This is a genomic window from Gimesia chilikensis (genome assembly GCF_007744075.1).
GTDB classification, from domain to species: domain Bacteria; phylum Planctomycetota; class Planctomycetia; order Planctomycetales; family Planctomycetaceae; genus Gimesia; species Gimesia chilikensis_A.
Window position 1 is genome coordinate 6,370,767 of record NZ_CP036266.1, and the last position, 13,241, is coordinate 6,384,007.

Sequence of the window (13,241 nt, forward strand, 5' to 3'; positions counted from 1 at the left end):
CGGCATTCTGGCTCCGATTGTTATAACCGTTACAGTCCTCTGGAACGGGTACCAGTTATACATATCAGCACAATTTTGAAGCGGGTTTATGCCGGTTATGACTTCAGATCTTATTCAGGCACGACGGCTGCGACTGCACTCTGAAACACCTTCATCCAGCATCCGGGCGACCCGCTCCCAATGATAGCGGAGACAGATTTTTTTCAGCCGCTCCCGCATGTCCGTGTTTACCTGGTCCGATTGCAGCAGTTGCGAATACTCCATGACCTTCGCAACCAGTGCCTCGGTTGATCCGTCATAGAAACATTCGGGAGCCTCAGCAAATATCTCGGGATATGAAAGTCGGTTCGGCAGCACTGGCAGACAACCGGCTTCGACCGCTTCCAGGATCGAAATCCCAAAGAATTCATGCCAGGCGGTTGAGATCACAATATCCGACGCCTGCAGGGCCCGCTGATAGTCGGATCGACTTTCGAGAAACCCCCAATGATCAATCCGGTCTGCAAATTTTGATTTCAATTCCAGAAAGCAGTCGGGGATTTCCGGAGTGGACTGGCCCAGCACACTCAGTCGGAAATCAACACCCTGTGTATCCAGTTGCGCCACCGCGTCACAGAACTGCTCCGGATTCTTATCATATTCCCAGCGAGCCCCCCACAGTATCTGTAGCGGACCGGACTTCCTTTCCCGGGTATTTTCTGTCAGAGAGGGAATTCCCGGGGGGCGCACGGACGACTTTTGCTGCAGTGGTTTCAGCACGTCTACTGAAGCATAGTCCGGCATACGTTGCAGGAACTCAGCCGAACCCTGAAAAAACTCCCGTCGATGAAAGTCGGAATTAAACCAGAGTGCGTTCGCAGAAATAGCCGATTTCAGATTGATAAATCCGTAGGTCAGATCACGGATTTCGTTTTCAGGAACCGGATAGGTCCACTGGTTCTCATGAAAATAGACGATGCGGGGCAAGTCCGTAATCTCTTTACGGACCAGCCCCAGAAACGTCGTCAAATCGAACATGTCGGTCACAAACAGCACATCCCAGCAGGCGCCGGATGCAAAGCGCTGCTCAACCTCGGTAGCGAGGGTTAAAGCAGCGTGCTGCATTCTCCACTTCCAATGCCGCGGAGGTAATGTCAGGACAGTGAATTCATGGCAACTATGCGAGACCCAATGCTGCAGGAAATCGCGATGACTCCCACCATGATACGCATTGATTGCCAGTATTCGCATTAAACCCTGCTTACGTCTTCGTACTCAACCTGATGTTCTGTGTCAGACTGCCGGCTTTCCAGTTCCTGAATCCGCAGAATGGCGTCATTGAAGGTCGCCAGGCAGTTCTCTTCAGACACCTTTTCGATGACCTTCAAGCGGTTCAAGGTTCGCTCCACCTGAGGGCGTAAACCGGTAAAGAACACGGTTGCCCCCTGGTCATGCGCTTTGTCGATGATATCTTCCAGGAGATACGCCCCCGACATATCCACCATGGGCACCCGTGCCATGCGGACGATCAGATACTTGTAATCGACCAGCGCTGAGGAAGTCCGGTAGATTGTATCAGAAACACCAAAGAACAGCGGACCTTCCAGTCGCAGTTTGAGAACTTTTTCTTTGAGGTCCTCCGGCATGGAGACATCAGCGGGCAGTGGCCGGCTGATTTCATTCAGATTGACCACATTCTGCTCATATGCTTGCCCCAGTTCCTGCACAATCCGCACAAAAGCGATCGTAATACCGACTCCCATCGCCACGAGCAGGTCGACCGAGATCGTCAGAATCAAAACTGCCCAGAAGCAGATCGAATCCGTAAACGGCATACGATGCAGGACCGGCAGCACCCGGTAGTCAATGATATCCATACCGACTTTCAACAAAATTCCCGCCAGACAGGCCATGGGGATGTAACTGGCATAAGGCGCCAGCCCGAGCATGAGTGCCAGCAGCACCAGGCCATGCGTGATCGAAGCCAGGCCGGTCTTTCCGCCACACTTGATATTCGCCACGGTCCGCATGGTAGCGGTTGCAGTTGTCACGCCCCCGACAATCCCGCAGCCCATGTTGGCAATTCCCTGACCGAAGATTTCCCGGTCGCTGTTATGCCGTTCGTTGGTCATATTATCTGCCACCAGACAGGTCAGCAGCGAGTCAAAAATACACAGTCCGGCCAGAGCGAACGCGCCGCCGACCATATCACCAAAACGGGAGAAATCGGGCCAGTAGAGATGAGGCACGCCTACCGGCATCGAAGCGATATATTCTATGTCCTTGAATTGCAGCAGATGCGCAAGGCTGGTTCCCACGATCAGCCCCATCAACGGGGCAGGCAGCCACTGTTTCTTAGTCAGTCGCGGCCAGATAAGAATCGTCGCGAATGTCGCCAGGGACACAATCAGGGCATGCGGCTTTTCGTGCATGATGTCATACGGAATCTGCTTGATGGCACCCATCACGGAATTGGGAGTGGCAAAACCGAGCATGGGTGGAATCTCAAGCAGGATGATGATCACGCCGATACCGCACATGAATCCGGAGACAACCGAATAAGGAGTGTAATAAATAAACCGTCCAATCTTCATCAATGCCAGAGCAACACAAATCAGACCGCTCAGAAAGACCATTGACATCGCAAAGACAATATCGGGTTCTCCACTGGCCAGTTTGGTTGCCGCGATAATCGCAGCCAGCTGAACGACTTTGGGCCCCGTTGGACCACTGACTCCGGTGTTGGATCCACCGAATAGACCGACCAGAATCCCACCACAGATGGCGGCCCACATCCCGGCTTCCGCTCCCAGCCCGGAAGCAACCCCGAACGCGAGTGCCAGTGGCATCGCGATAACAGCCACCGTGATCCCCGCGAGAATATCGTTGGGGACATTGGTATGCATAATTTTAATATTGTGCCAGGGGTTAAATTCGTTGAGATAGCTTTTGACGTTGAACCTGGGTTGATCGAATTGATTTTGTGACATTGAAAGAATCCATGATCGATGGACCTGAATCATTTAAGCTCAGGCGGGGTGAACTTGAAGATATCCTCTATCCCGGGAACAACGACCAGACTGGTCATGCACCAACATAGAATTATTCGCGCAGCAGACTCAACAGTGGAACACATGAGGAACGTTAATGAGCGCGATGGAGAATATCGAAAAAACAGGCGTGAACTCAGCTAAGCGCTGGCGGCCCCCGAGAAACATGGGTTTCGTCTCGATCGGATTCGTTGATATGAAATTCAACATCAAAGAGGGGTGAGCTCAAGTGGGAAACTTCGACAAGCAGTTCCACATCCTGGATCAGCGGTTCTTCTTCACCAGATTCTTCGTTTTCTTCAAACTCAAATTCAGAGCAGAACCAGTCCTGATTCTCACCTTCAGACTGCACAAGAGCAGGTCCGCCCAGAAACAATACGATGTCGAGTGCAACAATGGCACAGCAGAGAAACATCAGGGCGTGGCGGGCAGTCTGAAACATGTATCAAAGGTATTTTACCCGATTCGATTTGTCAATTATTTCTTGACAAATTTATCTGAATTCAGGGAAGCCCCCGCAGGGTAATAAAGTTCAGAATTTAACCCTAAGTGCTTTGCGAGTCATGATTAAATCACATTTTCCTCGGTCTGTGGTATTCACATTCACCTCTTATCATGTGAGAATATGAATAACTTCAACAAAATGTAACCTATATTAAAGTGTGGTCTTATAGAGAAAGCTTAACGATCATGCTTAATTAAGTGTGATCCGGGAGCCCGATAACTCGACACGACCCACCTGCCCGCTGAATTCCAAAACATAATCATTTTACAGGACCTAGTGTCCTGATGCTCGAAAGCTTGAGGGACGGATGAACTTTTTCAATTTATCTCGATTGTCGAAATACACCCTGATCCTGACCATCATGGCCGCTGGTTTCAACCAGTTTGCTGCCCCGGCTGACGCCCAGCTGAAAGAAGAACTCTGCGACTGCTCGCCGGAGTTGACTGTATTGCTGCGGGTAAACGACGTCCGACGCACCGCAGATCTGGTCAAGAAAGCGGGTGGAAAAATTGTCTACGACCCTAACCTGGGAATCGGCAATGATATCCCCTTCCTGGTGGTCAACCTCCCCCCGAGCAAATTGAACGACAAGAAGTTTATTGATTCTCTGAAGCTCCCCTCAGGAGTCATGGAAGAGATTCTGCCTCATAAAAACACACCTCAGGGTGTACTGGAACCAACGCCGGAACAGCCCAAGGTCCCTGAACTGCAGGAAGTCCCTGAAGCCGACTTCGATTCCCTCTATGTCCCGCTGGACGACATCAAAGTCCCCGCACTGCGGAAACGCGTCGCCGGTAAAGGTCTGGGCGAGGGTACGATTGTAGCGATCATTGATACCGGCATCGATACGAGCCACCCCGTCTTTCAGGATCGCGTAATCTTCTGGGATGATGCCACCCGCGAAGGTCGTTCTCCCCTGACCCGCGTCCGTCAACTGGATGGCAAATTTGAAATCGCAGACCGTAAATTCGTCGCCCTGCCGGAGCTGATCAAAGAAAATGAAACGGTCTTCTTCGGTTATATTGATGAAAAGAAGCTCGGTTTTCAGCAGGGAGACCTCTGGACTACCCTGGGTCGTGAAGGGGTTGATATCAACCGTAACGGCACCAAGGATGACAAAATGCTGGTTGTTGTCGGAATGATCCCTAACCCCATCCTGAAAAAAATCGAAGAGGAAAAGAAGGCAGAAGCAGAAAAACGAGCCAAAGACCCCGAAGCCCCCGCGGTCGCCCGTAAGCCGGATCCGACCATCCATGACCTTCCCAAAGAGTACGCACTGGCGTTCGTCGACGTGGACATGGACGGCAAATTCACTGGGGAAGAAGCAAAAACAGCAATTATCGATTTCAACACCGCCCGTAAAATGCAGAAAGACGGGTTGAAAGTGCCTTACCAGAGTATGCTGGAATTTCCGTCACGTACGAAACGGATCGCCTATCCGCTGTTATTCCGTCCTGATTCCAAAAAACAGATCACTGAAATTACCGTGGCCTTCGATCAGCAGTCACACGGAACCCATGTGGCCGGTATCGTTGCCGGTAGCGGACTCCAGATTGAAGGAGCCGCCCCAAAAGCAGAACTGATGGCAATCAAGGTCTGTTCGGGACGCAGTTGTACCGACCAGGCAATCCTGCGGGGCATCATCTCGGCCTTCTTTAATCCACAAGGGTATGTCCCCGACGTGGTCAACATTTCCCTGGGTAGTCACGAAGGTTATCTGAAGCGTCCCTTGAGCATCCTCTTGCAGGACCTCTCGGCGAAATTTGGAACCACCTTCTTTGTCTCCGCCTCAAATGATGGCCCAGGCTATCGTACGATTAACGGTCTGGGAGGCTCCAGCCCTGCCGTCTTTGTGGGTGCCCATGTGTCGGCCAATACTCTGATGGAACATTATCGACTGGCCGAAGGGGTCAAAGCCCCGGAACACGGGCTGCTTTACTTTTCCTCATTAGGACCTTCCTACACCGGTGAAATGCGACCTAACGTCGTAGCCCCTGGTTCAGCCCTGTCTTCGACACCGTTGAACTCGGATGGTTCCAGCATGTTCAACGGAACCAGTATGTCGTCACCGATTGCCGCCGGTGCCGCTGCAGCCATGCTCTCTCTGATCAAGGCTGACAAAGAATATGCAGAAGTGTTGGAACGACAGCAGAAGAAAATTGAGTCTATCCGTAAGAAATCGTCTGACAGTCGCTATTCCCTGACTTCGCTTGCGTTGAGCATGCGTATCGCACTGGAAAATACAGCGCAGCGGATGACTGGATTTACTTATGCTCAGCAGGGAGCCGGCTTGATCGATATCGATAAAGCCTACACCGAATTCCTGCGACTGGCGAAAGAGACCCTGGATCCCAAGAAACAGTCTGCGGAATTCAGTATCAATCATTATTCCAAATTCAACCGTCTGTATGACCGGGCCAATAACATCGCCGCTCACAAGCGGGTCGACCTGGACCTGAATATTGACGGGGAAGTTTCCGACCAGGGAAGCCTGTTACTGAAGAACACTCCCGCCATCGTGAAGCTGGAAAAAGTTGAAATCCAGGATACCGACGGTTCCGTTGTGACTCTGGATGTCAAAAAGGACAAAGAAAAAATCCCGTTCTCAATTGCCCTGCCCGGTAAGGAAGAGGCACTGGGGAACCAGATCACCCTGGTCCTTTCCAACAGCAGCAAATCATTTTTCTACAGTACCCGTAAACGCCACCTGATGGAGCGTGGAAAAACCTACCTGGCTTACTACACCGTCACTCAGCATGGCGAACGGGAATTCAGCTTTCTGGATGTGGTTCACAAACCGATCGAACTTTCGGACCTTGAAACCGAAGTCAGCCTGCCCGGACTGGGCCTGCGCGACTCCGATCGCCAGGCAGCGTTTGTCGTTCCTCAGAAAACGATTACTGCAGGTGCCTATCACCGCTACCCGATTGCAGTCACCCGCCGGGACAGCAGTCTGACCGTCATGCTGGGTTTTGAAGCCAACAGCTCAGGTCGTCTGCTCGTCAGCGTATTCAACCCGGATGGAGACGAGATCGGCTACCGTGTGATTCAACAGACCTCGCAGCTGGGAGGAGACCGTTCTAACGCCACTCTGACTGTCTCAACCAAGGAAGAGGGCATCCACGAGGTGCTCGTGAGTACCTTCAGTGGTAACTGGTTGAACGAATCCAAATACGATCTGCTCATCGAAGCACAACGATTCCGCGCCTCGTCCGACGAACTCTCTCTGTCGACCGTCGATTCCGGCAAAGAATCGGAAAAACTGATTACCTACTCCAACTCGTCCAATCAGGTACGCAGCATGTCCGCCAGCCTGGGCAGCCTGACCCGTGTCGTTCCCCAGGATCATTTTCCGATCATGGCCAACTACCGTACGTTCCGTAAACTGGACATTCCCGAGTGGAGACCGGAGAGTGGTGAGAGCCAGACCACAACGGTGCGGCTGACCTTCCCCTCCGACGATAAAAAAACAAAGGGCTTCAGTGGCCGTATCGATCACCGACTGTATAAAAAAGGTGCGGATGGGAAACTGGTCGAAGCCTATAAAGGTTCGTTCTACGGACGCGGAAAATCCTTCAACAATATTCCCCGTCCCGAACCGGGCAAACCCTACGAAACGCTGTATGCCGCTGTGGATACCTACTTCACGGTTCCCTACGACGAAGGCTTAAAGGACAGCCAGGGCACCATTACCCTGGAAGCACTCTTCCCGAGTATCCCAGTCAAAATGGAAGGATCAATCAATCTCAACATCCTGACTGTCGGACGCCCTGATGTTTACATCCTTAAGGTCACAGGTCCTCAGAAACTGATTGATGCCTCTGCTGCCAAAACGGATCCCAGCAGTTCCTCACAGGCGACACTGGAGATTCCTACCAAAATCAATGGTATCTCCAAGATCAAAGTGACCCTGCCTGTGACGGTGACCCCGGATGTCAAATCGACTCTGGCGAAACAGATCATTCGCTCTTACATCAGTGTCTCGACCAGTGATGATCGGATCTCAGATTACATACCGATTGAAATCTCGCAGTAGTCTGCTGACCGAAAATCAGAATCGAGAAAGACAGGCACCAGCATGCAGGGGCAGCGTCCCAAAATCGGTGAGAGCAAGTCGATCACCTTTGAAGTCACTCCCGAATTGACGATCACTTTCGGCGGTGGAGATACAGAAATTTCCGTACTCTCCACCCCGTCGCTGATTTGGTTTCTGGAGCAGGCTGCGTTACAATTTCTGGAGCCCTGGCTGGAACCGGACTCTTTGAGCGTCGGCACCCATGTGGATATCGAGCATCTGGCTCCCACTCCACCAGGCAAGCAGGTGCAGTGCACCGCACGGCTCATCTATCAGGACGGTCCGGTGTATCGCTTCAATGTAGAAGCGTTTGCAGGTGGTGACAAGATCGCCAGCGGCCTGCATTCCCGCCGCATCGTACGTCTGAGCCAGTTGGCAAAACGCTTACGAAAACAATAACTCCCTCCAGAAAGCAGTAACATGATTTTTGTGATCGCAGATATCGAAATCGCGGAAGGCAAACAGGCCGCCTTCCTGGAAGCCTTCCACAACCTGGTTCCCCTGGTTCACGCGGAAGATGGCTGCATCGAATACGGACCGGCCGTGGATGAAGATACCGACATCCCGGTTCAGGTGAAGAACGGCAGCCAGATTGTGACCGTCATGGAGAAATGGGAAAGCGTCGATGCCCTCAAGGCACACCTCGCCGCTCCCCACATGCTGACCTACCGCGAACAGGTCGCAGACCTGGTCAAAGGGACCACGATCAAAGTCTTGAAGCCGGCTTAATCATATTCAGGGTTTCGGAGCTACGAGGGGAAGTTCTACTTCCTCTGGCTCCGTCTGCCCCGCAGGTGCTTCCGGTTGTTCCGGAATCAACTTGCCCGTCAGCTGATACAGGTAAAAGCGGATCATCGGTCGATACGGCGTGTCCGGCGCGTCATCAATGATCTCCTGAAACAAAGCCCTTGCCTGCTCCGGTTGACCCGCTTCAATTTCACAGCGGGCCATGTTCAACTTCAACGGCGTCTGCTGCTGGGCCAGTCCATACTGATAGTTGATTACCGAGACCGCATGCTGAGTGGGCCAGAAACTGTTGGTGGGAGGTTGAACCAGAGGCAGTGTCTGCAACACACCTGCAATCCGGGCCTCTTCGTGCTCTCTAATCTCCTGTCGCCAGAGATCAAAGCATCCACGGTAGTTTCCATTCCCCAGACTGGTAAATGCGGCTTGCGCCCGCCAGGGAATCTGGGGCTGATTCTGTGCATCACGCTGTAACTGCGACACCTGATTCGCGGCTGCTTCAGACTGACCGACTTCCATCAGAATCGTCGCCTGCAGATTCTGCGCGAGGGGATTCTGCTTCACATAGACCGGGTCATCCAGGTATTGCTGTGCCAGCAGGACAAATCCGTTCTGGTAAGCCTGGCTCGCCAGCTGTAACCGATCGCCGCCCTTTTCTTCCAGCTGCGCCAGTTCCTCAGAAATCTGATTGATCTGCCCTTGCAGTTTCTCAACGTGTTCTGAATAGGCACGCAGACGGGCAAAGGCTTCGTCGTCCATCTGTTCCTGACCTTCTACCATTTCCAGGTAGGCTTTCAGTTCCCGATGCGCGAGATCGACTTTCCGCATATTGGAATAGATCTCAAACAGCAGCATATGAGTGGGGGCAAAGTCGGGTTCAATAATCAACGACTGGTGGTAGGCATGCAGGATCTGGAAGTAACGCATGCGGTCGATTCCGACCTGTTGTCGTTGCTGACCATTGGCGCCGGGGGGAATCAGCAGTTGTGCTTCCAGACGCGCCAGATAACTGTAGGCACTTCCCAGGATGCGGTAGGCTTCCGCACTGTTTGGATTTTCGATCAACCCACGATTGGCCAGTTGAATCGCCAGAATCGCAAAGCTGGAGGTTAATTCATGGTTCCCACCTGCCTGTGACATCAGTCCCAGATAATGACGTGCGGTCTGCACATCGTTCTCCAGACTGACCGTCTGAGGCAGCAGGTAGCGACTGTAAATCGACTGCGGACGTGCCCAGTCACTGCGAATTTCAGGAAAGTCTTTCTGTTGCTGAAATGCGAGCTCTTTGAAATTCAGCTTATGGGATGCCAGGAATTCGACTGTCTTTTCATTTTCGGTATCGGTGCGATAAAAGACGGCTGTTGCTGCATTAAGGCTGGTCAATTGCCAGTCCGGCGTGGTCAGTAAATCGAAGAAGGTGCGGTAGTCGGGGTTCATTCCCGAGAGTCGCGGCAACACGTGGGTCACGTGATAATGATTAAAAGTGGCTTTCCAGATCTCAGGCTTACCGCTTCCCTGCTGCTCTTTACGCTCCGAGCGGAGCGCCCGGCGCGTTGTGTCGTGCAAGGCAATCAGGTCGGATTCCCCGGTTCCAGTAAACAGAGCCAGACGATTATCGACGAAGGATTTCTGATCCAGCCAGATCAACAGGTCGCCCTGCTCCAGCACGAAATGGAAAGGACGATCATCAAGAGACTCTTCCAGGGCGGTACGATAGCCGTCAATTGTCCGACTGAGTGAAGGGCTAAGCCCCAAACCGATGGCGTGCCGGGTCACTCCCTGTCCCTGGAAACGTCCGCACACGACCAGGTAAGCCAGGGCGAAAAACGTCAACACAGTCAGAGCGCGGCCGCCCCGTGAAAACAGCAGCTCCGAAGTCTCGACACTGTAGGTCTGCCGGAAGTTATCGCGATACCACAACTGAAAATTACGGTTTGCAAAGATGGCACACAACACACTTGTGACCACCAGTTCATGACTGGCCAGGACAGAGAATCCACAGAAACCCAGAAAGACAAACAACTGCCCCCAGCTCATGCGCGACTGATTCAACACGAAACTCACCAGTGTCAGCAGCATCAGAATAAACGCTGCAACGGCATAATGATTGAGCGAGCTCCAGAACTGGGGAGAGGTCATCGGGAAATACCCCAACTCTTCCGGTCGCAACTGGCCCTGGAACATGGACTGCATGATGGGATAATCGACTGAGTAATAACTCAGACCTGCCGTCAGAGAATGCCAGCCGGTCGGATTCAACAGCGTCGCAACAAGGCTGCCTCCCAGCACCATCCACAAGGCTTTGTAATCGGTATCATCATTGAGCACTGAGCGATCCAGCATCGCTGCCACGGTTTCACCCAGGGCATATAACAACAGTAGCGCAATCCCCAGCACCACTCGTGAATCCATATTAGCCCAGACAAGAAACAGCGGGACCAGAGCCCAGAGTGCGCGGGGAGAATTCTGCTTCTGCCACGCCGATAGAAAATACAGGGTCAAAACAACGCCCAGTATTGTGATGATCTCCGGTGTAACCGTGAGTTGTGGAAAACAGGCAATCAGAGCCAGCACCGCGAGTATCGAGCCCCACCAGGTGGAAATCTCCCGCTCACTCTGCCGGACAATGAAATAAAACGTCACTCCGAGTAACAGGACTTTCAGGAGCGTGAGACCAGCCCCTCCCAGGACGCCATAAACGGCGGAGAGTGACAGGTCAAACAACCAGCCATTGTTATGCCAGGGACGATCGGTGGCCGTATAGGAGAAAACATCGTTCGCGGGTGGCCAGAAGCCGTGACTGGCCAGGTACTGGCCCGTTTTGACATGCACCAGGGTCTGGGTATCAGTGATATAGGTCGCTGCAAACAGACAGGCAAGCAGAATCGCTGCCCAGCGTAACATGAAGTCGCCCCGGATCGCTTCGTCTTCGACCAGTTCCGGGGTCAATGGTTCCCATTCGGGCAGACCTTCTTCCACAGGATCCTGGGAATTTTCTACATCAGTCTGACCAGCCTCCCCGGCGGGTGTTTCTTCCGAGTCCTCGGGGCCCTGATTCTGATCAGCAGCGTGCTCGGAAGCGTCGGGAGTATTGTCTTCAGGCAAATCTTTGTCTGGTTGATCGTTCACGTAAATTCTCTGGATCTGAAACGGGAATAGAAACAAACAGCGAACCACACGCCGGGATCAGATGGGGCGGGTCTGTACAGATCCAGACCGGTCCGGACAGCACGATAATACTGTCCGGGGAGGAATCATGTACTCGGTCTAACTTACCCTGTATTCCTGACAAATAAACCCGAAATCGGTCTAAATCCAGTAATAATCAGGATCTAAATCAGGTCCGCCCCTCTGCAGGGAGACCTTGTCCGTTTGCAAAGCCACCCTGCTTTACTACGAGTTCTGAACTGACCGCGTTTGTTCCAAAGTGGAAGATTTAACCGATCCGCTCTTTTCCGACCCAGGGACGGAGCACTTCTGGAATCAGAATGGAGCCGTCTGCCTGTTGGTTGTTTTCCAGTACCGCGATAATCGCCCGGGCGATTGAAACTGCGGTCCCGTTCAGCGTGTGAACGAATTCGGTCCCTTTCTGGCCGCTGGACTTGCAGCGGGTCCCGAGTCGGCGAGACTGGTAGTCGGTACAGTTAGAGGCAGAAGTCACTTCGCCGTAGTCGCCGGCATCGCCTCGACCAGGCATCCAGGCTTCCAGATCGTATTTACGATAAGCGGGGGCTCCCAGGTCTCCGGTGCACGTATCGACCACGCGATAATGCAGGCCCAGTCCCTGGAAGATCTCTTCTTCGATCCGCACGATTTCTTCGTGCATCGCGTCAGAAGCTGCATTAGTGGGCTCGGTGAAAGCAAACATTTCGACCTTGGTAAACTGGTGCACGCGATAGATACCACGTGTCGCTTTACCGTGTGCGCCCGCTTCAGTACGGAAACAGTGTGACAGCCCTGCGACTTTGCGGGGCAACGTTTCCCGATCCAGAATCTGATCTTTTTGCGAGCCCCCCAGGGTAATCTCTGCAGTCGCAACCAGGCTGAGGTCGGTGTTTTCGACAGAGTAAATCTGGGTTTCATCGCCGCGGGGATTAAAGCCAATCCCTTCCAGAATCTCTTTCCGCGCCAGGTCCGGCGTGCTGTGCAGAATGAATCCTTCCTGCACCAGCTTCTGCATGGCATACTGGCAGAGGGCCATTTCCAGCAGAACCGCCTCATTTTTCAGGTAGTAGAAGCCGTGTCCCGCCACCCGCGTACCCGCTTCGAAATCGATCAGATCATGTTTTTCAGCCAGGGCCACGTGATCCAGGGGAGTAAAGTCGAAGGCGGGCTTCTCACCCCACAACCGCACAACGGTGTTCGCCTTGTCCTCTTTCCCAATGGGGACATCCGGATGGGCCAGGTTGGGTACCCGTGCCTGCTCGGTTCGCAGTTCGGTTTCGACTTCCCGCAGTTCGATATCGATGGCAGAAACCTGCTCGCGGAGTTCTTTGCCTTTGGCAATCAAAGACTGCTTCTCATCGTTGTCTGCGGCTTTCGGAATCTGGGAAGAGACCGATTTCTGTTCCTGACGAACCTGATCGCCTTGAACAATCAGCTCCCGGCGACGCTGATCCAGTTCGGTCAGCCGTGCCAGATCGACTTCAATTCCCCGATTACGACAATTCTCAAGAATCGCTTCCTGATTCTCGCAGATGAACTGCAAATCCAACATAAGAAATCAATTACCCCGTCAGAGTCCTGAAATGAGTCAAATTCCGATACGTACGGTCTCTCTCCTGAAATAGAGATCGCATCATATCTCATGACAATTTTAATGTCCAAGGGTAACGCTTTTTCGATCGGAAAAATGAAGATTCAGCCCGATTTACGGCCTGTCATCGAG

At 52.7% G+C, this 13,241-nt stretch carries 8 protein-coding genes; 3 read left to right on the forward strand and 5 right to left on the reverse strand.

Going from position 1 to position 13,241, the window contains the following annotated elements; all coding sequences use genetic code 11:
- Positions 1–114 precede the first annotated feature (114 nt).
- From HG66A1_RS23950 to HG66A1_RS23960, 3 genes are all read right to left on the reverse strand, one after another.
- Positions 115–1,230 carry a DUF3524 domain-containing protein gene (locus HG66A1_RS23950; RefSeq protein ID WP_145190092.1) on the reverse strand — a complete coding sequence of 372 codons (1,116 nt, stop codon included), beginning with the start codon at positions 1,228–1,230 and terminating at the stop codon, positions 115–117.
- Positions 1,230–2,969, reverse strand: coding sequence for a SulP family inorganic anion transporter (locus tag HG66A1_RS23955; RefSeq protein ID WP_197996771.1), 1,740 nt, complete (start codon positions 2,967–2,969; stop codon positions 1,230–1,232). Before HG66A1_RS23955 ends, HG66A1_RS23950 begins: the two co-directional genes overlap by 1 nt.
- A gap of 196 nt (positions 2,970–3,165) precedes the next feature.
- On the reverse strand, positions 3,166–3,471 hold the full coding sequence (locus tag HG66A1_RS23960; protein WP_145190098.1) for a hypothetical protein: 306 nt from the start codon (positions 3,469–3,471) through the stop codon (positions 3,166–3,168).
- 370 nt (positions 3,472–3,841) lie between these two features.
- Here HG66A1_RS23960 and HG66A1_RS23965 point away from each other — a divergent pair, with 370 nt between their 5' ends.
- Genes HG66A1_RS23965 through HG66A1_RS23975 form a run of 3 tightly spaced genes read left to right on the forward strand, consistent with a single transcriptional unit; the run spans position 3,842 to position 8,338 of the window.
- A complete protein-coding gene (locus tag HG66A1_RS23965; protein ID WP_145190101.1) occupies positions 3,842–7,570 on the forward strand; it encodes a S8 family serine peptidase in 3,729 nt (1,242 codons plus the stop codon).
- A 42-nt stretch (positions 7,571–7,612) separates the two neighbouring features.
- Entirely contained in the window at positions 7,613–8,008 is a 396-nt protein-coding gene (locus tag HG66A1_RS23970) for a thioesterase family protein (RefSeq protein WP_145190104.1), read from the forward strand.
- A 21-nt stretch (positions 8,009–8,029) separates the two neighbouring features.
- Positions 8,030–8,338, forward strand: coding sequence for a putative quinol monooxygenase (locus HG66A1_RS23975; protein WP_145043117.1), 309 nt, complete (start codon positions 8,030–8,032; stop codon positions 8,336–8,338).
- A 6-nt stretch (positions 8,339–8,344) separates the two neighbouring features.
- Here HG66A1_RS23975 and HG66A1_RS23980 read toward each other — a convergent pair whose 3' ends face one another.
- Positions 8,345–11,482, reverse strand: coding sequence for a tetratricopeptide repeat protein (locus tag HG66A1_RS23980; protein WP_145190106.1), 3,138 nt, complete (start codon positions 11,480–11,482; stop codon positions 8,345–8,347).
- Between the two features lie 307 nt (positions 11,483–11,789).
- The gene (gene serS / locus HG66A1_RS23985; RefSeq protein WP_145190109.1) at positions 11,790–13,070 is read right to left on the reverse strand and encodes a serine--tRNA ligase; all 1,281 of its coding nucleotides are present in this window, start codon (positions 13,068–13,070) and stop codon (positions 11,790–11,792) included.
- Positions 13,071–13,241 lie beyond the last annotated feature (171 nt).

Bases quoted from the DNA above. Each gene is read 5' to 3' on its own strand.
- HG66A1_RS23965 (WP_145190101.1), top strand. From the start codon at position 3,842: ATGAACTTTTTCAATTTATCTCGATTGTCGAAATACACCCTGATCCTG.
- HG66A1_RS23970 (WP_145190104.1), top strand. From the start codon at position 7,613: ATGCAGGGGCAGCGTCCCAAAATCGGTGAGAGCAAGTCGATCACCTTT.
- HG66A1_RS23975 (WP_145043117.1), top strand. From the start codon at position 8,030: ATGATTTTTGTGATCGCAGATATCGAAATCGCGGAAGGCAAACAGGCC.
- HG66A1_RS23955 (WP_197996771.1), bottom strand. From the start codon at position 2,969: ATGTCACAAAATCAATTCGATCAACCCAGGTTCAACGTCAAAAGCTAT.
- HG66A1_RS23960 (WP_145190098.1), bottom strand. From the start codon at position 3,471: ATGTTTCAGACTGCCCGCCACGCCCTGATGTTTCTCTGCTGTGCCATT.
- HG66A1_RS23950 (WP_145190092.1), bottom strand. From the start codon at position 1,230: ATGCGAATACTGGCAATCAATGCGTATCATGGTGGGAGTCATCGCGAT.
- serS (WP_145190109.1), bottom strand. From the start codon at position 13,070: ATGTTGGATTTGCAGTTCATCTGCGAGAATCAGGAAGCGATTCTTGAG.